The sequence below is a fragment of the Gordonia polyisoprenivorans NBRC 16320 = JCM 10675 genome (assembly GCF_000241325.1).
GTDB classification, from domain to species: Bacteria; Actinomycetota; Actinomycetes; order Mycobacteriales; family Mycobacteriaceae; genus Gordonia; species Gordonia polyisoprenivorans.
This window is the reverse complement of the sequence record NZ_BAEI01000085.1, coordinates 21,406-43,825: the sequence shown is the minus strand read 5'-3', so window position 1 is coordinate 43,825 and position 22,420 is coordinate 21,406. Positions and strand designations below refer to the sequence as shown.

The window sequence follows — 22,420 nt, the reverse complement described above, 5'->3', positions numbered from 1 at the left end:
ACCCGCCCGCCGCCGGCGTGGTCGCCAGGAAAGGCCCACCATGACCACTGTCTCGCAGGCTCCGATCGCCGAGTCCGTGCCGACCACCCGCGGCGCGGTTGCCCTCCGGGCGATTCGCAAGGTGTATGCCAACGGCCACGTCGCGGTCACCGGCATCGATCTCGACGTCGCCGCGGGCGAGTTCGTGTCGCTGCTGGGCCCGTCGGGGTGCGGTAAGACGACGCTGCTGCGCATGCTGGCCGGTTTCGGGCGGCCCACCGCCGGTGACATTCTGCTCGACGGTGCCTCGATCGTGGACGTGCCACCCGAACGCCGCCCGGTCAACACCGTGTTCCAGTCCTATGCGTTGTTCCCGCACATGACGGTCGCGCAGAACGTGGGTTTTGGTCTGCGACAACGCAAGGTGGCGAAGAAGGAGATCGGCCAACGTGTCGCCGACGCGCTCGATCTGGTGCAGATGACGCGCTTCGCCGACCGCAAACCGGCCATGCTCTCCGGTGGTCAGCAGCAGCGGGTGGCGCTGGCCCGCGCGCTGGCGAACCGGCCCGACGTGCTGTTGCTCGACGAGCCGATGAGCGCGCTGGACCGCAAGTTGCGCGAGGAGATGCAGATCGAACTCAAACTGCTGCAGAAGGAGCTCGGCACCACCTTCATCTTCGTGACCCACGATCAGGAGGAGGCATTGTCGATGAGCGATCGGATCGTGGTGATGAGCGAGGGGCGCATCGCCCAGGTCGGCATCGGTAAGGACATCTACGCCGCGCCGACCAACCGGTTCGTCGCCGACTTCATCGGCAAACAGACCTTCTTCGACGTCACCGGCGACTACGAGGACGGACGCATCGCCACCACCGACGGGCGTTTCGCCGTCGCCGAGATCCCGGCCGACGCCACCGGTGGCCTGGTCGTCGCGGTACGCCCGGAGGCGATCTGGTTCGCCGAGAACGACTCCGACGTCGACGCCGCCGACAACATCGTGTCCGGCACCGCCGCAGGCGTGTCGTTCCTCGGCGACCTGACGCAGGTGGTGGTCACCACCGACGCCGGCACCGAGGTGCTCGTACGCGGCGCCACCCGCAACTTCCCGCCATTGCACGAGGGACAGCGTGTGCGGTGCACCTTCGCCGCCTCCGACGCCCGGGTGTACGCCAAATGACCGCCCGCACAGCGTCGGACGCATCGGACGCGGTGCGCGCACTGGTGCCGAATCGGTCCGTCGCGCGGATCACCCGTCGCAGCTTCCTCGCCGGAATCGGTGTGGCGGTCGCCGGGGTCACGGTGTCGGCGTGCGGTGGTAGTCACAAGATCGCGAGCTCGGCGCCGATGGGCGCGGCCGCCGAGGGCAGGCTGCACTACTACAGCTGGGGTGACTATGAGGACCCCAACGATCTCGACGGCTACGAGAACCGCTACGGGGTCACGCTACAGGTCGATTCCTTCGGCTCCAACGAGGAGATGATCGCCAAACTCGCTGCGGCACGCGGAACCTCGGGGTATGACGTGGTGGTGCCGACCGGGGTGTACATCCCGCAGATGGTGGAGCACGACCTGCTCGATCCGCTCGATCATGCGCGCGTGCCCAACCTCGCCAACCTGGAGGAGCGGTTCTTCGACCCGCCGTGGAATCCGCGCTCGCGCTACGGCGCCTGCAAGGACTGGGGCACCACCGGATTCATGTATCTCAAGTCGCTGACGACGAGGACGCCGACCACCTGGCGCGATTTCATCGAGCTGGCCCAGGGTCCGGCCCGGGGGAAGGTCAGTGTCCTCGAGGATCCCTGGGAGGTGGTCTCGATCGCCATGGGGGCGTTGAACATCGACCCCAACACCACCGACGAGAAGGATCTCGCCGCGGCCCGGACACTGCTCGTCAACGATCTCGCCCCGACGCTGCAGGGTTACAACTCGTCGATCACGTCGGTGGTGTCGGGCGGCGCCTACAGCTTGCTGCAGGCGTGGAACGGCGATGCGCGTCTGACGCTGACGAACGAGAGCGACCCCGACAAGTGGGGATTCGTTTATCCGCTGCCGACGGCCAACCTGTTCGTCGACAACTTCGCGATCGTGCGCGGGACCCAACACCCGGTCGCCGCACACGAATTCATCAATTACATGCTCGACCCGGAGGTGTCGTACCGGGAGATGGAGTACATCGGCTACCAGACCGGGGTGAAAGGGATGGCGGAGAAGGGCCGGGCCGCCGACCTCGACTACCCCGACCTGTTGTTCCCACCCGATGAGGTGGTCGATCGGCTGGTGTCGGCCAATGTCGACTCGGCCACCCAGGAACGCACCGAGATCCTGGGCCAGATGCAGGCGAGGAGCGCCCGATGACCACTACCGTCGACACCCCCGCGATCAACCCAGAACCGATCACCCCGGAAACGATCAGCCCGACCCCGAAACCGCCATGGCGGCAACGGTTGTTCGGTGCAGGTGGGCTCACCTTTCCGGCCTGGGCGTATCTGCTGTTCTTCTTCGTCGTCCCGGTGGCCTTGGTGGTGTGGTACAGCTTCGGCTACAAACCCGACCAGTTCACCACCTATGCCACCGACCAACTGAGCTTCGGTCGCTATTCGGAAGCCTTCGGCGCGGACTACCGGTCGACCTTCTACAACACCCTCACCATCGCCGTCACCGGAGTGGTGATCGCGCTTGCCGTCGGTGTGCCGTTCGCCTATTGGCTTGCGGTCAAATCGAATCCGCGACGCCGCCCGATCTATCTCGCCCTCATCATCATCCCGTTCTTCACCAACTTCCTGGTGCGCACCATCGGCTGGCAGATCACCCTGGCGCCGTCGGGATGGCTCTCGGGCGTGATGCAGAGCGTGGGGCTGGGCGAACTCGGCATCCTCTACACCCGCGCCGCGGTGGAGGTCGGCGTGGTGTACAACTACCTGCCGCTGATGATCTTCCCCCTGTTCGTCGCCATGGATCGGGCGGGTCTGTCGCTGCGGGAGGCCGGGCGCGACCTCGGTGCCAACCGCTGGACGACGTTCTTCCGGATCACCCTGCCGCTGGCGTCGCCGGGCATCGTCTCGGGCACGCTTCTGGTGTTCATACCGTTGATGGGCGACTACGTGACACCCTCGGTCCTCGGCGGTGCGAAGGGCACGATGGCCGGGCAGATGATCGCCGCGCAGTTCGAGACCGCCCAGAACTGGGCGCTCGGCAGTGCGATGACGGTATCGCTGATGATGATGGTGCTCGTGTGCGTGGTGCTCGCCGGTCTCGTCGTCAAAGGTGTTGCGGTGGTGCTGGATCGGCGGGTCTTCTCGGTGACGCTGCCGACCGGCGGCCCGGCCGATCTCGGCGCCCTGCCGGGTCTGGTGATGACGCCGCGGCGCACCCGGCGGGACTGGTACTCGATCTGCCTGAAGGGGTGGGCGGTCGTGGTCTATGCCTTCCTGTTCCTACCGATCCTGGTGATCGTCGCCTACTCGTTCAACACCGGGCGTGTGCTCGCCTCGTTCGAGGGATTCGGGTTCGGCGCCTACCGCGACGCGCTCACCGACGACACGATCCTGCACAGTGTGCGCATTTCCTTGGAGGTGGGCCTGCTGTCGGCTCTGCTGGCCACGCTCCTGGGGTCGTTGGCCGGCATCGCCATCGGGATGTCGCGGCGCCCGCGCTGGTGGTCGGTGGGGTTGCTGGCCCTGCTGACGGTCACCCTGGTGACGCCCGACATCGCCGATGCGGTGGCCTTCCTGCCCTGGTACGTCACGCTCGGCGTCGACTGGAATCTGTTGCCGTTCAACAACGGTCTGGTGCGGTTGGTCATCTCGCACGCAGTGGTGTCGATGGTTGTGGTGACATTCATCGTGCGAGCCCGGGTGTCGGCCCTCGATCCGGCACTCGAGGAAGCGGCCGCAGATCTCTACGCCTCGCCGCTCGCGCGGCTGCGGCACGTGATCCTGCCCGCCGCCACCCCGGGCATCGTCGCCGGGATGATGCTGGCCTTCACGTTCAGTCTCGACGACGTCGTGATCTCGACCTTCGTCCAGCAGCCGGGCTACACGCCGTGGCCGGTCTACATATTCTCCGCGGTGCGTATCGCCCTGCGGCCGGAGGTGGCCGCGATGTCGACGCTGATGCTCGTCCTGACGCTGGTGGTGCTGGCGCTGTCGGCCCTCGTGCTGCGCAGGTCGGGGGAGGATGCGACCTCGATGGCCAAGATGATCGGCTGAGGCACGACCCGACCCGAACCTTGAAGGTGAAACCGGGTTCAAGTACGGTCGGGGCATGGAGATCCAGAACACAGTTGCCGTGGTCACCGGTGCCGGCGGCGGCATCGGTGGCGCGATCGCCCGCGCGCTGAGCGTTGCCGGCGTCCGCGTGGTGCTGACCGACCTCGATTCCGACGCCGTCGCGCGCACCGCCGAGGCGATCATCGAAGCCGGTGGCCAGGCGATTGCGCTGGCCGGCGACGCTTCGGACAACGCGCACATCGACGACGTGCTCGCCACGGCCGGTGAGCATTTCGGCCCCGTTGATCTGTATTTCGCCAACGCCGGAATCGGCGGTGCGGCGGGTCTGGATGTCACCGACGACGACTGGGACACCGTCATCGACGTGAACCTGATGGCACACGTACGCGCCGCGCGTCGGCTCGTGCCCGAGTGGAGCGAACGCGGCCGCGGATACTTCGTCAGCACTGCGTCGGCGGCCGGCTTGCTCACCCAACTGGGGTCGGCGACCTACTCGGTGACCAAGCATGCGGCGGTCGGGTTCGCCGAGTGGCTCAGCGCCACCTACGGCGACGCCGGCATACGCGTCAGTTGTCTGTGCCCGATGGGCGTCGACACCAAGCTGCTGCGTCCCGACCATGCGCCGGACACCGACGGCGAGCGCCTGATGCAACGAGCGGTCGAGACCGCCGGCGCGGTGATCACCCCCGAGGAGGTCGCCGACCTCGTGCTGGCGGCGATCGCCGATGAGCGTTTCCTGATCCTGCCGCATCCGGAGGTACTCGAGATGTACCGACAGAAGGGCGCCGACTACGACAGGTGGCTGCGCGGCATGCGGCGCTATCAGGCCGCGTTGCTCGCACCGCAGGACGCCTGAAGCGCCACCGTCGGCGAATCCGTCGAGACCACAACCGCTCTCATCGAGGAGACAACCATGACATTGTTCGAGCCATCACCGCGCGCCGAGGAATACCGGCAGAAGCTGCTGGCCTTCATGGACACCTACGTCTATCCCAACGAGGCCGTCTACGACCAGCAGATGTGGGAGTCGGCCAATCCCCATGCCACCCCGGACATCCTGATCGAACTCAAGGCGAAGGCCAAGGCCGAAGGATTGTGGAATCTGTTCCACCCCTACGCCGAATGGGGGCCGGGGCTGTCGAACCTGGAGTACGCGCATCTCGCCGAGATCATGGGACGGGTCGGTTGGGCGCCGGAGGTGTTCAACTGCAACGCCCCCGACACCGGCAACATCGAGGTACTGACCCTCTTCGGCACCGACGAACACAAGCAGCGCTACCTCAAGCCCCTGCTCGACGGAGAGATCGCCTCGGCATTCGCGATGACCGAGCCCGCGGTCGCCAGCTCCGACGCGACCAACATCGAGTTGCAGATGGTCCGTGACGGCGACGAGTACGTCCTCAACGGACGAAAGTGGTTCGCCTCCAACGCGGTGCGGCCCGACTGCAAGGTACTCATCGTGATGGGCAAGACCGATCCCACCGCCCCCACCCATCGACAGCAGTCGATGATGGTGGTGCCCACCGACGCAGAAGGTCTCACCATCCTGCGCAACCTGCCGGTCTTCGGCTACGTCGACCGGGAGAGCCACGGCGAGTTGGTGTTCGAGAACGTCCGGGTGCCCGCGACCGACGTCCTCAAAGGAGAGGGTGAGGGATTCGCGATCGCACAGGCGCGTCTGGGGCCGGGCCGCATCCATCACTGCATGCGCACCATCGGGATGGCCGAGCGGGCACTGGAACTCATGTGTCGGCGAGCGGCCGCACGCTCGACGTTCGGACAGCCACTGGCCGACCGCGCCAACATCCAGGACTGGATCGCCGAGGCGCGCATCGACATCGAAATGGTGCGGCTGCTGACCCTCAAGGCCGCGTACATGATGGACACCGTCGGCAACAAGGCCGCGGCGACCGAGATCGCCGCCATCAAGGTGGCTGCACCCAACATGGCGCTCAAGATCATCGACCGCGCCATCCAGGTCCACGGAGGTGCCGGTGTCACCGACGACTTCCCGCTGGCCATGGCCTACGCGCACCTGCGCACGCTGCGCCTGGCCGACGGTCCCGACGAGGTACACAAGCGCGCGATCGCCCGCCGCGAGTTGCGCAGTTACCGGGAAGCCGCCACGGTGCCGGAGACGGTGGCCGGCGTGTCCGACGACGCGCTCTCGGCCCGGTACTGATCGAAGGCGGGAAGCCGTTGCAGCGCAAGAGAGTCCGGTGATCGAGTGGGGAGCGGGTAATGAGTGAGACCGACGTGGTGGGGGATCTGGCGGAGATCGCCGAGGTCGATCCCGTCGCCCTGCTCGGCTGGCTGCGCGGAGCGGGTATCGAGTGGGCCGGCACGGTGCGGTGTACGCGCGTCGGATTCGGTCAGTCGAATCTCACCTATCTCCTCACCGATGACGCCGATGGCCGATGGGTGCTGCGTCGTCCGCCGGTCGGCACCCTGCTGGCCTCGGCGCATGACGTGGCGCGTGAGGCGCGCATCCTCGCTGCGCTGGCCCCGACCGACGTCGCGGTTCCGGCCGTCCTCGGTGTGTGCGCCGACGAGTCGGTGAGTCCTGTTCCGCTGGTGGTGATGGAGTTCGTGGACGGTGTCGTCCTGGACCGGCTCCCGGCGGCGCAGGCGCTCTCGCCCGCGATACGGCGGGCGGTGGGGGAGTCGATGATCGACACCCTCGCCCGCATCCACGACGTGGACATCGAGCAGGCCGGTTTGGCCGACCTGGCGAGCCACACGCCCTACGCGGCACGCCAACTCAAGAGGTGGAGCGCGCAGTGGGAGAAGTCGAAGACCCGTGAGATCCCGGCGCTGGACGAGTTGACCCGACGACTGACGGCGAGTGCACCCGACCAGCAGGAGACCCGACTGGTCCATGGGGACTTCCACATTCGCAACGTCATGATCGATCCGGACAGCGGAACGGTACGGGCGGCACTGGATTGGGAGTTGTCGACCCTGGGTGATCCACTCGCCGACATCGGGAGCACCCTGGCGTACTGGCCGGCGGCCGGTGAACCGCCGCTCAGTGCCGCGCCGGTGGAGTTGCTCGAGGGGTTCCCGACCCGCGACGAGCTCGCCGAGATGTACCTCGACCGCACCGGCCGCGACGCGAGAGCCCTGCAGTTCTGGCACGCACTCGGACTGTGGAAGGTCGCGATCATCGCCGAGGGCGTGCTCCGCCGTGCGCGGGACAATCCGGCGAACCGAGCCGCTGCCGGCGTCCCCACCGACGAGGTGATCGACAGTCTGGTCGCGCGGGCCATCGCCGTCGCCGACGCGGCCGGACTCGGATGAGAGCGGGCACGGGTGAGAAGATGTCGGAATGACTGCACGTGATTCGCGCGCGGTGGGGACACAGCCGTTGGAGACACAGCCGGTGGGGACACAGCCGGTGGGGACACAGCCGGTGGGGACACAGCAGGTGGGGGAGCAGCCACTACCCCCGCTGGCGGTGACCGACGGCGACAAGGCCCCGCCGGTGACCGCGCGCGGCGAGCGCACCCGCGCCGCCCTGATCGCCGCCGCGCGAAGGATTTTCGAGCGCGACGGCTTCTCCGACGCGAGACTCACCGACATCACGGCCGAGGCGAAGTGCTCGACGGGAACCTTCTACACCTATTTCGACAGCAAGGAAGAGGTGCTCGACGCCGTCCTCGCGCTCGCCCACGAGGACATGCTGCATCCCGGGCTCCCGCACGTCGAGACCGATCCGCACGAGGATCCTTATGCGGTGCTCGAGGCCGCCAACCGCGCGTACTTCGAGGCGTACAAGCGAAACGCCAGGTTACGGCTCGTTCTCGAGCAGGTGACCGCCAACATCCCGGAGTTCCGTGAGAAGCGGCGTCAGCGTGGGCTCGTGTTCGCCACCCGAAATGCCAGGCACATCAAGGATCTTCAGGACCGCGGCCTCGCCGATCCCGAACTCGACCCGCTGGCGGCGGCGAGCGCGCTCTCGGGCATGGTCTCGCGGATGGCCTATCAGGCCTTCGCACTCGGCGACAACGCCGATCTGGACCAGATGGTGTTCACCGCAACCCGGTTGTGGGCCAACGCCATCGGTCTACGGAGTGGTGATCGCCGACCGCCTCGGCGGTGATCGCCCTCAGGCCGGCCGGACGCCCATGAGCGCGGCCAGTTGCCGGGCCAGTGGGGTCAGGTCGAGGCGGTCGGGGTCCTTCTTGGGTGTCGAATCCCACGGCTGCGGCGTGTTCGGATTGGCGTAGATGGTTCGTGCCGCACTGCGGACGCCCGTCGGATTGCCTTGTGGGACAGTGCATCCGGCGCCGGTGTTGAACGGGAAGTCGTCATAACGGATGTCGAAATCCGGGTTCGCACGTTTCATCTCGTCGATGATGCGGGTGGTGCCCTCGTATCCCTGAGTGCACGCCGGTGGGTTGTTCGTCTCGAGCACGACACCGAAATGGATCTGCCCGTCGCCGGGGGCGGTGGAGTGGCTGCCGGCCGAGATGTTGGACAGCATCGCGAACGTCAAAGATGTGGTGTAGGTGGCAGGTCGGAGCGTACGCGTCACCGACGCCAGGTCGTGGACAACCTTTGCGGCATCACCACCGTTGCGCTGCACCAGTTCTGAGAGCCGACTGGCCGAGGCGTTCCCGGTGGTCAGCAGGCGGCGCAGGTCGGGATCGGATGCCGACAGCGTCGCCGTGAGGACGTCGAGCCCATGTGACCAGGTGAGAATGGCGTCGGACTGGTCGGCCTGGGTGGCCAGTACCGAATTCGCGTCGCGAATCAATCCGATCGTCGCGGGTAGATTGTCGGCACCGTCGGCGGCCAGCGTCGACAACGAGTCGACGAGCCGGGACAGGTTGTCGCTTTGTCCGTTCAGCGCTTTCCCGAGTTCGGTGATCACGGTGTGCAGGTCGTCGAGTGGTATCGATTGCGCGAGTCGCACGGTGGAGGCCACCACCTCATCGAGGGGTGGTGGCACCGAGGACCTCGTGATCGTGGACCCGTCGTGGAGGTGCGCATCGTCATCGCCGCGGGTCGGCTGGAGGTCGATGAACTGTTCGCCGATCGCGGATCGGTTGGCGACGACCGCCATTGCCGACGCCGGGACCTTCGCCGCTCCCGAGTCCAGCTGGAGTTCGACGTCGACGCCGTCGCGCGTGAGATGTAGCGGCCCGACGCGGCCGACCGGTATGCCGAGGTAGGTGACCTCGGCATTGGTGAAGATGCCCCCGGAATCGGGGAGATGTGCGGTCACCGTGTAGACCCCGACACCGACGACGCGGTTCACGTGGACCAGCCAGATCCCCGCCACCACACTGACCACCAGTCCGAGGACGACGATCGCGGTGATCTGAAGTCGCGCAATCCGACTCAGCGGTGGCATGTGTGAGGACCCGACCCTTCCGCCTCGCGTTCTCGCGAGGCCGGTCGAACATTACTCGGGGGTAAGGTTCGGCAGCCAGGTCTCTGTGGTCAACGCCGCGATGAGCCTCCACTATGACGGGCGACATAGCGCGGTGGTGGGTCCGTGATCAGTGCGGAACCGAGGCCAACGGTGCGCGGTCGATGGCCCGCTTGAGGATCTTGCCGGTTGCCCCCTTGGGGAGTTCGTCGACGACGTGCACGATGCGCGGCACCTTGTAGGCCGACAGGCGTTCCTTTGCCCACTCGCGCAACGCGTCCTGCTCGATCGTGGCACCCGGGCGCACCGCGACGACCGCGGCGATCTCCTCGCCGTAATGGTCGTCGGGTACCCCGATGACGGCAACCTCGACGATGTCGGGGTGGGTGTAGAGGACCTCCTCGACCTCACGGGGATACACGTTGTAGCCGCCGCGGATGATGAGGTCTTTGGCGCGATCGACGATGCGGACGTCGCCGTCGGCGTCCATCGAGCCCAGATCACCGGTGCGCAGCCATCCGTCGACGAGCTCGGCCGCGGTGGCGTCGGGCCGATTCCAGTAGCCGGTCATCACCGTCGGGCCGCTGATGAAGATCTCGCCGACCTCGTCGGCGGGCAGGACGGTGCCGTCGGGGTCGCGGATCTCGATCCGGAAGCCGGGCAGCGCTGTCCCCACGGTCCCCACCTTGGGCGGACCGTCGAGATTGCGGAAGGTGGCGGTGCCCGCGGTCTCGGTGAGGCCGTAGCCCTCGAGGATGGAGCAGCCGAACCGCTCCTCGAAGACGCGGATCACCTCACCGGGAAGAGAGGCGCCGCCCGAGCAGGCCAGTCGTAGGTCGGCGAAATCGCCTGGGGTGTAGCCCCCGGTGACCTGCAGCATGGCGTTCCACATGGTGGGCACCCCGCACGCGATCGTGATGTGCTCGTCGCGCAGGCGATCCATGAACTCGGTCGCTGTGAAGGGGCTCATCAGCGACAACGTGCCCGCCCAGGTGAGTGCGCCGTGCATGACGACCACTTGACCGAAACAGTGGAACAAGGGTAACGCGGTGGCCCATCGCTCGGTGTCGTGCAGGCGCAATGGGTCGCGGAACGCCTGTGGTGCGGCGTTGACGTTCGCGATGCTCAGCTGTGCGCCCTTGGGTTTGCCGGTGGTGCCGGAGGTGTAGAGTATCACCGCGGTCTCGTGCTCGTCACGCTCGACATACGTTGTCACGCCGTCGATCTCGGTGGCATCTTCCTCGAAGGGCCGGATCTCGGCGAAGGGCAGCCCGCGCTGCTCGGCGACCGCGCGGGCATTGGTCGCACAGTCCTGCCAGGCGACGATCATCGTCGTGCCCGAATCGTCGACGACGTAATCGATCTCGGGAACCGTCGACATCACGTTCATGGTGATGACGGTGGCGCCGAGGGTGTGCAGACCGTAGTAGACGATCGGGAATTCGGGGATGGTCGGTGCGATGAGCAGGACGCGGTCCCCGGGCGCCACCCCGGCGGCGGCGAATCGGGCCGCGGCCAGGGCGATGCGGGCCCGAAGGTCGGCGTAGGTCAGCGCTCGCGGCCCGCTGCGTACCGCGATGCGATCGGGATGCTGCTCGGCGTTGTTCCACAGTGCGGCAACAGGGTTGGCTGCGACAGGGGTGTTCATGAGGTGGCTCTCACTCGAAGTAACGGCGGGGGATCTCGACGAGCATCGTGGTGATCTGCTCGTCGGAGACTCCGCGTTCACGCAGGGTCGGTAGGACGTCTTCGCTGATGTGGCGGTAATTCCACTTGGGCACCGCCTGCTTCTTGGCCTCGGGATCGAACCAGTCGATGAAGCATGCGGCGTCGTGCGCGAGACCGATGCGGTCGGCGTATCCGCGTTTGCACAGTTCGACGATGGTGTTGATGCGATCGTCGAAGGGCAACAAGACATCGAGCCCGAACCGATCCATGCCCAGGATCGACCCGGCGTCGGCGATCTTCATCAGATAATCGAGGTCGGTGCTGTCTCCGGAGTGTCCGATGACGACCTTGCTCAGATCGGCACCCTCCTCGGCGAGAACGCGCTGGGCGACGAGTCCGGATTCGGTGTGCGGATTGGTGTGCACGGTGATGGGCGCACCGGTGGCAACACTGGCCTGTCCGACCGCGCGCATCACCCGCTCGACGCCCGGGGTGAGCCCCTGTTCCTCGATGGCGCACTTCAAGAACGCCGCGCGCACGCCGGTGTCGGCGATGCCCTCGGTGAGATCGCGCACGAAATAGGTGACGAGCGGTTCGTCGACGTCGAAGAGCAAGCCCGGGCCGGTGTAATGGAACTGGAAGGGGATCTCGTTGTAGGTGTAGAGCCCGGTCGCGACGACGATGTTGAGGTCGACCTGCTCGGCGATCTTCTGGATGCGGGGGATGTACCGACCGAGACCGAGGACCGTCGGGTCGAAGATGGTGTCGATGCCCAGGGACTTGAGTTCGTTGAGGTCGCGGACGGCCTCGTCGATCTTGCGCTCTTCGTCCCAGTCGTCCTGATAGTTGAGCCGATACTCCTCGCCGACGACGAAGACGTGTTCGTGGATGAGGGTGCGACCGAGGTCGTCCGAGGAGATCGGACCGGTGACGGTGGTGACGGTGGACATGCGCTTCCCTTCGATGCGAGCGAGATCCGGTGATGCACTGTGGTCTGCATCACTGGAAGGACCCTAGTTGAGGGTGAGTTCAGATTCAAGGAGGGGGTGGTGATCGGATCCATGCCGCACCGTGACCATCGCGAGACTCATCGCCTCTTGCCTTTTGCCACACTGGTGTGGTGCAGAAGTTATTGATGAGGCGAATGAGGTTTTTGGGACTAATGGTGATTGCGGTGCTGGCCGCTTTCGCCGGTGGTGCCGGCATCGCGACTGCCGCCCCATCGACCACGCCGACGACCCCGACCACGCCGGCCACTCCCGGTGCGACGCTGCCCGGCGGCATCAGCATTCCGCAGACCGGCATCCCCGAACTCGACAAAGTCCTCGACACTCTCTCCGGGACCGGCTCGTCCGGCGGTGGGACGCAGTCGAGTCAGACAAGTCAGCTGATCGTGGTGACCGCACCCAAGGCGAGTGACCAGAAGGCGACGCTCACGGCGTTCGAACGCGACTCCGCCAGTGGTAGCTGGAAGCCGGTGTTCGGGCCGACCCAGGCGTTCCTGGGGGAGGTGGGAATGGGCGAGCCCGCCGACAACGTCTACCGCACCCCGCAAGGCACCTTCGCGCTCGACCAGGCCTTCGGGCGGCTGGCCAATCCCGGCACCAAGATGCCGTATTTCCAGGTGACACAGCAGGATTGGTGGGACTCCAACATGAAGTCACCCACCTACAACACGCACGTGCACCAGGCGCAGAGTCCCGGCGGGGACAGTGAGAACCTCTACGACGCCGGACCCGCGTACGACTACGCGGTCAACATCGCGTCCAATCCGCAGCGCATCCCCGGCAAGGCGTCGGCGATCTTCCTGCATGCCAGTACCGGCGAGCCGACGATGGGTTGTGTGGCGATCGACAAGGATGTGCTGCGCAACATCTTGACCTGGCTGGATCCCGCCAAGAGCCCGAAGATCGCCATCGGTGTCAATCAGGCTGCGCCCACGGGTAATGCGCCGGCGCTGACGACACCGCAGTCGACCACACCGCAATCAACGCCCCAGTCGGGAACCCCCCAATCAGGAACCCCGCAGTCGGGAACCCCGCAGTCGGGCACCACGAGTGGACTCCTCGACGACAATGCCCTGACCCAGTTGCTCAATCAACTCGTCGGCATCCTGCCGTCGATGCTGGGAGTCGGTGGCTGACAACCACATCCGTGAGGTGACGAGGCGACGCCGTCGATCCATGTGGGATCGGCGGCGTAGCCGTGTCAGTGGTCAGTGGTCAGTGGTCAATGGTCGGGGTCGGTGTCACCGTCGCGCACCAGTGTGAAAGCGACCGCACGTCGGCCCCCGAAATCCTCCCTGGGCGCGGTGACCTTCTCGATCTGGGCGCGGGCCTGCTCGTCGACCGGAGTGTCGGGGTCGAGGACCTCCAGATACCTCCGATGCGCGGCAAGGGATCTCACTGCAACCTCGACCTCGTCGCCGACCTCGACGGCATGGCTGGCGTTCGGACCGTTCTCGAACAGCCACCGCTGATGTGCGCGCGGTAGGAGCGCGTCGTAGGCGTCGACGACCGCAGCGGCGAACTCGATGTGGTCGCGTTGGTTGGGCGCGCCGGGTGCCCAGTGGTCGCCACCGAAGAGCGAGATGATCACGTCGGGGTCGACGGCCATGATCGTCTCGGTGATCCGGGCGCGCAGGGCCTCACTGTTGGCGATGTCGCTGTCGGGGAAGCCCCAGAATTCCACCTCGTCGACCCCGACGATGGATGCGGCTTCGCGTTGCTCCTGCTCACGCAGTGGACCGGCCTCGTCCGGGTCCATCCCCGCGATGCCTTTCTCGCCGCTGGAGGCCAGCGCGTAGACGATGCGCTTGCCCTCGCCGACCCATCGCGCCACCGCGGCGGACATCCCGTATTCGGGATCGTCTGGGTGGGCGACCAACGCCAGACCGGTGTGCCACCGGGTCGGGAAGTCGGCGAGGTCGCCGGTGCTCTGCTCGGTCGTCGTTGCGTCGCCCATCTCTGAAGACCGTAGTGCGCTCCGAGGGAGATTCGTCGCCGATCAGCGTTCGCGGTCGAGATTCGCCATCTTCAGCACGTCGAGCCGCTTGTCGAGCTCGGCCTCGCTGAGCTTGTCGCCGATGAGGCCACGGTCGATGACGGTCTGCCGAATCGTCTTGCCCTCCTTGAGGGCTTGTTTGGCGACCGCGGCCGCCTCCTCGTACCCGATCGCCGAGTTGAGCGGGGTGACGATCGACGGAGAACTCTCGGCAAGCGTCCTGAGACGCTCCTCGTGGGCGACGAGGCCGGAGATGCAGCGGTCGGCGAACAGCCGGGACACGTTGGCCAGCAACTTGAGCGACTCCAGCACGTTGCGCGCCATCATCGGGATGTACACGTTCAGCTCGAAGGCGCCGTTGCCGCCACCCCAGGTGACCGCGGCGTCGTTGCCGACGACCTGTGCGGCGACCTGGGTGACCGCCTCGGGCAGAACGGGATTGACCTTGCCGGGCATGATCGAGCTGCCGGGCTGCAGATCGGGCAGCTGGATTTCGCCGAGGCCGGTGAGTGGGCCCGACCCCATCCAGCGGACGTCGTTGGCGATCTTGGTCAGCGACACCGCGACCGTCTTCAGCTGACCCGACAGTTCGACCAGCCCGTCCCGGGCGGCCTGCGCCTCGAAGTTGTCCTTGGCGAGTGAGAGGGCGTCGACGTCGGTGAGCTTGCGCAGTTCGGCGACGACCTTGGTGCCGAAGCCGGCCGGCGCGTTGAGTCCGGTGCCGACGGCCGTTCCGCCGATCGGCAGTTCGCCGACCCGGGGGAGTGTCGAGGTGATGCGTTCGATACCGGCCTCGACCTGGCGGGCATAACCGCCGAACTCCTGGCCCAGGGTCACCGGTACCGCATCCATCAGGTGGGTGCGACCGCTCTTGACGACCTCACGCCACTCGTTCGACTTCTCCAACAGGGCCAGCCGGAGATGGTCGAGCGCCGGGATCAGATCGCTGACCGCGGCCTCGGTGGCGGCGACGTGGGTGGCGGTCGGAAAGGTGTCGTTGGACGACTGCGACATGTTGACGTGGTCGTTGGGATGGACCTCGACGCCGGCCGCCTTGGCGATCGAGGCGATGACCTCGTTGGTGTTCATGTTGGAGCTGGTGCCCGAGCCGGTCTGGAAGACATCGATGGGGAACTGGTCGTCGTGGCGGCCGTCGGCGATCTCCTTGGCCGCGGCGATGATGGCGTCGGCCTTCGCCGCATCGAGTAGCCCGAGATCCTTGTTGACCTGCGCGCACGCCGCCTTGAGCAGTCCCATCGCCCGGATCTGGGTGCGCTCGAGTGGGCGGTGGCTGATCGGGAAGTTCTCGACGGCGCGCTGGGTCTGGGCCCGCCACAGCGCGTCGACGGGGACTTTGACCTCGCCCATGGTGTCGTGCTCGATGCGGTACTGCTGCTCGGTCATGGTGCTGCGTCCTCCGATGGTCGACGGCGAGTTAGGACTACCTCAATTCACGCTACTCGTCGCGTGTGCAGCCCGGCGCGCAGGCCCGTCGACAGACCATGCCGTACTTCGGTGTCACTGGGTGACACGAAAGTACGGCACAAGTGGTGGTCTCGACCGAGTTGTCCACAGATCCTCCTCGCGGGCGACCAACGGCGCCGTCGAGCGGTCACACTGTGCGCCATGACTGTTGCTGCGCCCGACACGGCTCGTCTCGACGACCTGCTCGCGTCGCAGGACGGTGTCATCACCCGCGGGCAGGTGATCGACTGTGGATTCTCCGCAGCCTTCGTCCGCCGCATGGTGCGGCGCCGGGAATGGGCGACGGTGTTCCCCGGCGTCTATGTCGATCACACCGGGCCACTGACTGCACGACAGCGCCAGTGGAGTGCGGTACTCGACGCGTTTCCGGCGGCCCTGAGTCACTCATCGGCGATACTCGACGGCGACGTGGCGCCGACCCAGCCGGTGCACATCGTCGTAGACCGACAACGCCGGGTGACCAGACGCCAGGGTGTGGTCGTCCACTACGGGTCTCGGCTGGACGACAGGGTGCTCTGGCATGCGCGTCCCCCGCGCCTGCGTATCGAGGAGGCCGTGCTCGATGTCGTCGATGCGTCGTCGTCGGCGCGCGTCGTCGCCTGCCTGGCAGATGCGGTGCAGGCTCGCCGAACCACCGCAGACCGCCTGCTCGCGGCGCTGCGCCGCCGGCCACGGATCGCGCACCGACGGTTCGTCGAGGGCGTTCTCCGTGATGTACGGGACGGCACGTGTTCGGTTCTCGAGCACGGATACCTGACGAAAGTCGAACGGGCCCATGGTCTTCCTGCGCCGATCCGGCAGGCGCCGACCACCGTGGGACGTCGGGGCCTGCGCGATGTGGAGTACGTCGACTTCGGTCTCGTCGTCGAACTCGACGGCCGACTCGGTCACGACGGTCCGGTGGCACGCGACCGCGACCTCGAACGTGACCTCGACGCCGCGGTTCACGGCGATCGGCTGACGCTTCGTCTGGGATGGGGACAGGTGTACGAACGTCCGTGTGCCACAGCGACGAAGATCGCCCGCGCGCTGCGCGACCGTGGATGGCGGGGAACCGTCGCCGGATGCCCGGCATGTCCGTCATCGCCGTAGATCGGTGTCACATGGTGGCATCGATCTACGGCGTGAGCCCGCTCAGCGCTCCTTCGACCGGATGCGCACCCCACCCAGCGGGACGGTCACCGCGCCGCCCGGGTCGGTGAAGAAGTCGTTGCCCTTGTCGTCGACGACGATGAACGCCGGGAAGTTCTCCACCTCGATCTTCCAGACGGCTTCCATACCGAGCTCGGGATACTCGATGACCTCCTGGCTCCTGATGCAATCGAGCGCGAGCCGTGCGGCCGGTCCACCGATCGAGCCGAGATAGAAACCACCATGTGCCGCACAGGCATTGGTGACCTGCTTGGAGCGGTTGCCCTTGGCCAGCATGACCATCGAGCCGCCCGCCGCCTGGAATTTCTCGACGTAGGAGTCCATGCGGCCGGCCGTGGTCGGTCCGAATGAGCCCGAGGCCATACCCTCCGGGGTCTTCGCCGGTCCGGCGTAGTAGACGGGGTGATCGCGCAGGTACTGCGGCATCGGTTCACCTGCGTCGAGGCGCTCGGCGATCTTGGCATGCGCAATGTCACGGGCGACGACGAGCGGGCCGGTGAGCGAAAGTCGGGTCTTGACAGGATATTTGGACAGCTCCGCCAGAATTTCGCTCATCGGGCGGTTCAGGTCGACGTCGACGACAGCGCCGCCCTCGATGTCCTCGGCGACGCCGGCGTCCGGCATGTACTGTGCGGGATCGGTTTCGAGCTGCTCGAGGAACACACCGTCGGCGGTGATCTTGCCCAATGCCTGGCGGTCCGCCGAACACGACACCGCGATCGCGACCGGACAGGAGGCGCCGTGGCGCGGCAGCCGGACGACGCGGACGTCGTGACAGAAATATTTGCCGCCGAATTGTGCTCCGATGCCGAAGGATTGGGTGAGCTTGAAAACCTCCTCCTCCAATTCCACATCCCGGAAGCCGTGGGCGGACATCGATCCCTCGGTGGGCAGGGTGTCGAGATAGTGAGCCGAGGCGTATTTCGCCGTTTTCAAGGCGAATTCGGCGGAGGTTCCGCCGATGACCACCGCGAGGTGATACGGCGGGCAGGCTGCGGTGCCGAGCGAGCGGATCTTCTCGTCCAGGAACTCCAGCAGCCGCTTGGGATTGAGGATGGCCTTGGTCTCCTGGAACAGGAACGACTTGTTGGCGCTACCGCCACCCTTCGCCATGAACAGGAACTTGTATTCGGGGCCCTTCGGTCCCTGCTCGGTGGAGTAGATCTCCACCTGCGCAGGCAGATTGGTGCCCGTGTTCTTCTCGTCGTAAGTGGTCAGCGGTGCCAGCTGCGAATACCGCAGATTGAGCTTGGTGTAGGCGTCATAGACACCGCGTGAGATCCACTCACCGTCGGTGACCCCGGTGAGCACCCCCTCGGACTTCTTGCCCATGACGATCGCGGTACCTGTGTCCTGGCACATCGGTAGCACGCCGCCGGCGGAGATGTTGACGTTCTTGAGCAGGTCGAGCGCGACGAAGCGGTCGTTGCCCGAGGACTCCGGATCGTCGATGATCTTGCGCAACTGCGCGAGGTGCGCGGGCCGCAGATAGTGGCTGATGTCGTGCATCGCCTCGGCGGTCAGCCGCTGCAACGCCTCGGGGGAGACTCTGAGGAAGGTCTGACCGTCGGCGGTGAAGGTCGAGACCCCCTCGGTGGTGATCAGTCGATACGGGGTGTCATCGGCGCCGGAGGGCAGCAAGTCGGCATAGCGGAACTCCGGAGCAAGGGCTGGTTTGCTCACGCGGAAATCCTAGCGCGGCACCTCAGAGCCGGAGCAGGGAGCGGAACGCCTGCGCAGCCGCCGACGGATCGCGACGCGAGACGACCCCGAGACTCGAGCGGGCTGCGGCGTCGGCCAGGGGCACCGCGACGATGCCGTCGAAGCCGGCCGCGGTGTTCTCGCTGAGTGCACCGACGCCGATGCCGCGTCGGGCCAGCAGGCTCACCTGGGCGGGCGTCGTCACCTCCCAGCGTGGGGTTGCGGTCATCCCGATACGAGCAGCTGCGGCATCGAGTGCGGTGCGTGCCCCGGTACCGACCGGTAGGGAGATCAGATCGGCGGTCAACAGTTGCGCGGTGTCCAGGGTCGTCGACGACGCCCACGGATGATCGGGGGCGAGGACCGCGCACAACGCATCCTCGACGATGACGCGGGTGAGCAGGTCGGCCGGTGCGTCGCCCGCCCATCCGGCAACGGCGACGTCGAGCCCGCCGTCGCGCACCGCGCGCATCAGGTCGTCGGAGAGACCCTCGATCAGTCGGACGTCGATCCCCGGGTGACTGTCGTGCATCACCGCCAGGGCGTCGACGAGCGGATCCCACGTCAGTCCGGTGACGGCTCCGACACGCAGCGATCCGGTCATCACACCGCGGATCGCGTTGGCCGTGTCGGTGACGGCGTCGATGCCGGTCAGGGCCTGGCGAATCACCGGCAGCAGTGTGCGGCCCTCCGCGGTGAGCGACACCCGCCGCGATGTGCGATCGAAGAGTGTCACGCCCAGTTCGCGTTCGAGCTTCGCGATCTGGGTGGACACCCCGGACTGGCTGACACGCACGGTCTGCGCGCCGGCGGTGAACGTGCCGGCGTCGACGACCGCGGTCACGTATCGCAACTGATGCAGTTCCATTGCTGAAAATGATAGATGCTATCCGAAAGATCTGTTGGACGGATGGACTCTCGGACTCCACCATGGAGTCATGACAGAGATGATCTCCACCACCGAGACCACCCGTACCGTCGCCGAGACCTACTTCGATGCTTGGCGCACAAGAGATTTCGACCGGTTGCGGTCGGTGCTCGCCCCCGACGTGAGCTTCGTCGGCGTCATGGGTGTCGCCGACGGCGCCGACGCCTGCCTCGCCGGACTGCGGGGCATGGCCGAATCGATCATGGATGACCTCGTCCTGCACGCCCGAGTGGCCGACGGCGACGACGTCATCACCTGGTTCGACCTGGTGACCAAGGACGGCGCCACGTTGCCGACCGCCAACTGGAGCCATGTCGAGGACGGACTGATCACCCGCATCCGGGTCACCTTCGATCCGCGGCCACTCGGAAACGGTTGAGCCTCAGGGGTAGTGGCGCACCGGCCCGAACTGGGGCCGGTGCGCTTTCAGACGCAGTGTTCGATGTCGGCGTAGTCGCCGATCTCAGCAGCGAGAAGCTCGGCTATGCGGTGTCCCTCGGTTCGCCAGCGTGCCTCGATGGCTGAATCGCACTCCTCCGTGCTCACCGCCGTCCAGGCCGGCAGGGCCGGCTCACCGTCGGCGGCCGCCGGCTCGGTTGCGTACAGAACCACGTGTGTCGTCCGGGTGCTCCTCGCGAGGACTCAGATGCTCAGGCGTGCGTACTCGCGGAGCTTGGCGGTCTTGTGGACGGCCTCGATCCGGCGAATGGTGCCCGACTTGGAGCGCATGACCAGCGAACGCGTGGTGGCGCCGCCGGGTCGGTAGGTGACGCCGCGCAGCATGTCGCCGTTGGTGACGCCGGTCGCGCAGAAGAACGAGTTCTCACCGCTGACCAGATCGTTGGTGCCGAGCACACGGTCGAGATCGTGGCCGGCGTCGAGTGCCTTCTTGCGCTCTTCCTCGTTGCGCGGCCAGAGCTTGCCCTGGATCTCGCCGCCCATGCACTTCATCGCGACAGCGGTGATGATGCCCTCGGGGGTACCACCGACACCCATCAGCATGTCGACGGTGCTGTAGTCGCCCGCAGCGGCGATCGACCCCGCGACGTCGCCGTCGGAGATGAGGCGGATCTTGGCGCCGGCCTGTCGGATCTCGCCGATCAGATCGGCGTGGCGCGGCCGGTCGAGCACGACGACGGTCAGGTCGGCGACGTCGATGCCCTTGGCCTTGGCGACCGAGTTGATGTTCCACTCCACCGATTCGTCGATGTTGATGGCGCCCTTGGCCTCCGGCCCCACGGCGATCTTGTCCATGTAGAACACCGCCGACGGGTCGTACATGGTGCCGCGCTCGGACACCGCGATCACCGCGATCGAGTTGGGGCGGCCCTCGGCCATCAGGGTGGTCCCGTCGATGGGGTCGACCGCGACGTCGCAGTCGGGTCCGCTGCCGTCGCCGACCTCTTCGCCGTTGAACAGCATCGGGGCTTCATCCTTCTCGCCCTCACCGATCACCACGACGCCGCGCATCGACACCGTCGAGAGCAGCTCACGCATCGCGTCGACGGCGGCACCATCGCCGCCCTTCTTGTCGCCACGACCCACCCAGCGTCCGGCTGCCAACGCGGCGGCCTCGGTGACTCGCACCAACTCCATCGCGAGGTTGCGGTCAGGGGCCTGGGGGGTGGCTTCGGTCATGTCTTGGACTCCTCGGCGTGCGGCGGTGCGACTGCCCTCCATCCTCGCATGTCACCTCGATGCGCTGGTCACCGCCCGGTGTGATCGATCCGTGCGGTTGCGTGCGGCCGGTAAACGGCGGATGGGCGATTTGCCGAACGGCGTGTGTCGGCTGGAATACTGAGCCCCATGGCCCAGAAACCGCGCTATCTCGTCAGCGGTAAGGACATGATCTGGTCGATCATTCCGCTGTTGGCGATCTGCGCGCTCGTCGCGATCGCCTCGGGGAACTGCTCGGTGGGGCTCACCGGAAGTGCCTCCGACGACCGGCGCAGCCCGTTCGACGTGCAGGGTGCGCTGCTCTCGGACTCGCAGACGCTGCCCTTCCCGATCCGCAAGCCGCCGGACCCCGCCGGATGGAAACCGAGTTCGGGCAGCCGTGAGAACGTGGCCGGACACGTGGTCAGCAACGTCGGCTGGATCACCAACAGCGGTAGCTACGTGCAGCTGACCCAGACCGACGCGTCCGAGGACGAACTCGTCGACCATCTCGCCGATGGTTCGACCGTGGCCTCGGGGACCGGCACCCGTGAGATCGGTGGGCAGCGCTGGGTGACCTACAGCACCCACGACGGCAACAAATTCTGGATCACCGACCTCGGGTCGGTCCGAATCGCGGTCATGTCCACCGGTTCCGACAGCGGGATGGCCACGATGGCCGAATCGGTGATCGAGCAGCAGCCGCTGCCGGGTAGGGGTTGACGCGCACCGCGTCAGCAGTAGCGAACCATCAGATCGTTGTCAGTGCTGAATCCGCAACGTGCGTATAGCGGAACGGATTTCGAGGTCGGGGACAGAACGACCTTGGTGTAGCCTCGAGCGTCGGCGAATCTGAGTACCGCTTCGATGAGGTCGTGGCCGATGCCGCGGCCTCGATGTTCGGCAGCTACGAAGAGATGCCCGAGATATCCCCACGATCCCGCGGCAACAGACCTGGGACTGGGCATGCGCGTGTATTCGGTCAGACAGACCATGCCCACCGCGGCCGACGTTGTGCGATCCGCTGCCACGACCTCCGTAACGGCGGTCCACACCGACCGGTGCGGGGCAGTCATCCAGCGCTCAACCTCAGTGACGAACTCGGCATCGGCCGACCACGCCGGTATCTCCGGCGCGGTTTCCCGCGCCCAGGCCCATCGCAGCACGGCCACGTCGGTGGGACTGGTGCACTCGGAGATCATCGTCGCTTCGGCCACTGTGCTCCTCGTCTTCTTCTGACTC

Annotated in this window: 21 protein-coding genes; 11 read left to right on the top strand and 10 right to left on the bottom strand. The window is 66.4% G+C overall.

Features of this window, described 5'->3' with window-relative positions; all coding sequences use genetic code 11:
• Positions 1-40: 40 nt before the first annotated feature.
• The 7 genes from GOPIP_RS23155 (at position 41) to GOPIP_RS23125 (ending at position 8,310) form a co-directional block, all read left to right on the top strand.
• On the top strand, positions 41-1,156 hold the full coding sequence (locus tag GOPIP_RS23155) for an ABC transporter ATP-binding protein (protein WP_006372261.1): 1,116 nt from the start codon (positions 41-43) through the stop codon (positions 1,154-1,156).
• Positions 1,153-2,334 carry a polyamine ABC transporter substrate-binding protein gene (locus GOPIP_RS23150; RefSeq protein WP_006372260.1) on the top strand — a complete coding sequence of 394 codons (1,182 nt, stop codon included), beginning with the start codon at positions 1,153-1,155 and terminating at the stop codon, positions 2,332-2,334. Before GOPIP_RS23155 ends, GOPIP_RS23150 begins: the two co-directional genes overlap by 4 nt.
• Positions 2,331-4,187, top strand: a complete 1,857-nt coding sequence (locus GOPIP_RS23145) for an ABC transporter permease subunit (protein WP_006372259.1) — start codon at positions 2,331-2,333, stop codon at positions 4,185-4,187. The genes GOPIP_RS23150 and GOPIP_RS23145 overlap by 4 nt, the downstream gene beginning before the upstream one ends.
• A 55-nt stretch (positions 4,188-4,242) precedes the next feature.
• Positions 4,243-5,064: an SDR family oxidoreductase gene (locus GOPIP_RS23140; protein ID WP_006372258.1), complete on the top strand. Its 822-nt coding sequence runs from the start codon at positions 4,243-4,245 to the stop codon at positions 5,062-5,064.
• A gap of 57 nt (positions 5,065-5,121) precedes the next feature.
• Positions 5,122-6,390: an acyl-CoA dehydrogenase family protein gene (locus GOPIP_RS23135; RefSeq protein WP_006372257.1), complete on the top strand. Its 1,269-nt coding sequence runs from the start codon at positions 5,122-5,124 to the stop codon at positions 6,388-6,390.
• A 59-nt stretch (positions 6,391-6,449) separates the two neighbouring features.
• Positions 6,450-7,508 (top strand): phosphotransferase family protein, encoded by a 1,059-nt coding sequence (locus GOPIP_RS23130; RefSeq protein WP_006372256.1) that lies wholly within the window; start codon positions 6,450-6,452, stop codon positions 7,506-7,508.
• A 112-nt stretch (positions 7,509-7,620) separates the two neighbouring features.
• Positions 7,621-8,310 carry a TetR/AcrR family transcriptional regulator gene (locus GOPIP_RS23125; protein WP_020674412.1) on the top strand — a complete coding sequence of 230 codons (690 nt, stop codon included), beginning with the start codon at positions 7,621-7,623 and terminating at the stop codon, positions 8,308-8,310.
• 6 nt (positions 8,311-8,316) lie between these two features.
• On the opposite strand, the gene GOPIP_RS23120 is transcribed toward GOPIP_RS23125, so the two are convergent.
• The 3 genes from GOPIP_RS23120 to GOPIP_RS23110 all read right to left on the bottom strand — a co-directional run bounded on the left by GOPIP_RS23120 (position 8,317) and on the right by GOPIP_RS23110 (position 12,203).
• Complete coding sequence (locus GOPIP_RS23120; protein ID WP_006372254.1) at positions 8,317-9,567, bottom strand: MCE family protein; 1,251 nt, start codon at positions 9,565-9,567, stop codon at positions 8,317-8,319.
• 148 nt (positions 9,568-9,715) lie between these two features.
• A complete protein-coding gene (locus GOPIP_RS23115) occupies positions 9,716-11,233 on the bottom strand; it encodes a class I adenylate-forming enzyme family protein (RefSeq protein WP_006372253.1) in 1,518 nt (505 codons plus the stop codon).
• A 10-nt stretch (positions 11,234-11,243) separates the two neighbouring features.
• Complete coding sequence (locus GOPIP_RS23110) at positions 11,244-12,203, bottom strand: phosphotriesterase family protein (protein ID WP_006372252.1); 960 nt, start codon at positions 12,201-12,203, stop codon at positions 11,244-11,246.
• A gap of 194 nt (positions 12,204-12,397) precedes the next feature.
• On the opposite strand from GOPIP_RS23110, the gene GOPIP_RS23105 reads away from it, so the two are divergent.
• Positions 12,398-13,396: a L,D-transpeptidase family protein gene (locus tag GOPIP_RS23105; RefSeq protein WP_035728778.1), complete on the top strand. Its 999-nt coding sequence runs from the start codon at positions 12,398-12,400 to the stop codon at positions 13,394-13,396.
• Positions 13,397-13,482: 86 nt separating this feature from the next.
• Here the strand turns inward: GOPIP_RS23105 and GOPIP_RS23100 are convergent, their stop codons facing one another.
• Both GOPIP_RS23100 and GOPIP_RS23095 read right to left on the bottom strand, forming a co-directional pair.
• Positions 13,483-14,217: a PIG-L deacetylase family protein gene (locus tag GOPIP_RS23100; protein WP_006372250.1), complete on the bottom strand. Its 735-nt coding sequence runs from the start codon at positions 14,215-14,217 to the stop codon at positions 13,483-13,485.
• Positions 14,218-14,259: 42 nt separating this feature from the next.
• Positions 14,260-15,660, bottom strand: coding sequence for a class II fumarate hydratase (locus GOPIP_RS23095; protein WP_006372249.1), 1,401 nt, complete (start codon positions 15,658-15,660; stop codon positions 14,260-14,262).
• Positions 15,661-15,882: 222 nt separating this feature from the next.
• On the opposite strand from GOPIP_RS23095, the gene GOPIP_RS23090 reads away from it, so the two are divergent.
• Entirely contained in the window at positions 15,883-16,833 is a 951-nt protein-coding gene (locus tag GOPIP_RS23090; protein WP_006372248.1) for a type IV toxin-antitoxin system AbiEi family antitoxin domain-containing protein, read from the top strand.
• A 42-nt stretch (positions 16,834-16,875) separates the two neighbouring features.
• Here the strand turns inward: GOPIP_RS23090 and GOPIP_RS23085 are convergent, their stop codons facing one another.
• Positions 16,876-18,576, bottom strand: coding sequence for a fumarate hydratase (locus GOPIP_RS23085; RefSeq protein ID WP_006372247.1), 1,701 nt, complete (start codon positions 18,574-18,576; stop codon positions 16,876-16,878).
• 22 nt (positions 18,577-18,598) lie between these two features.
• Positions 18,599-19,462, bottom strand: a complete 864-nt coding sequence (locus GOPIP_RS23080; RefSeq protein WP_006372246.1) for a LysR family transcriptional regulator — start codon at positions 19,460-19,462, stop codon at positions 18,599-18,601.
• 70 nt (positions 19,463-19,532) lie between these two features.
• Between GOPIP_RS23080 and GOPIP_RS23075 the strand changes: the two genes are divergently transcribed.
• Complete coding sequence (locus GOPIP_RS23075; RefSeq protein ID WP_020171757.1) at positions 19,533-19,901, top strand: nuclear transport factor 2 family protein; 369 nt, start codon at positions 19,533-19,535, stop codon at positions 19,899-19,901.
• Positions 19,902-19,948: 47 nt separating this feature from the next.
• On the opposite strand, the gene GOPIP_RS23070 is transcribed toward GOPIP_RS23075, so the two are convergent.
• Together GOPIP_RS23070 and glpX are read right to left on the bottom strand one after the other, a co-directional pair.
• A complete protein-coding gene (locus tag GOPIP_RS23070) occupies positions 19,949-20,134 on the bottom strand; it encodes a hypothetical protein (RefSeq protein WP_006372244.1) in 186 nt (61 codons plus the stop codon).
• A gap of 30 nt (positions 20,135-20,164) precedes the next feature.
• On the bottom strand, positions 20,165-21,160 hold the full coding sequence (gene glpX / locus GOPIP_RS23065) for a class II fructose-bisphosphatase (RefSeq protein ID WP_014359458.1): 996 nt from the start codon (positions 21,158-21,160) through the stop codon (positions 20,165-20,167).
• Between the two features lie 168 nt (positions 21,161-21,328).
• On the opposite strand from glpX, the gene GOPIP_RS23060 reads away from it, so the two are divergent.
• Positions 21,329-21,901 carry a DUF4245 domain-containing protein gene (locus GOPIP_RS23060; RefSeq protein WP_006372242.1) on the top strand — a complete coding sequence of 191 codons (573 nt, stop codon included), beginning with the start codon at positions 21,329-21,331 and terminating at the stop codon, positions 21,899-21,901.
• A gap of 11 nt (positions 21,902-21,912) precedes the next feature.
• Here the strand turns inward: GOPIP_RS23060 and GOPIP_RS23055 are convergent, their stop codons facing one another.
• A complete protein-coding gene (locus tag GOPIP_RS23055; RefSeq protein ID WP_006372241.1) occupies positions 21,913-22,395 on the bottom strand; it encodes a GNAT family N-acetyltransferase in 483 nt (160 codons plus the stop codon).
• Positions 22,396-22,420: the final 25 nt, after the last annotated feature.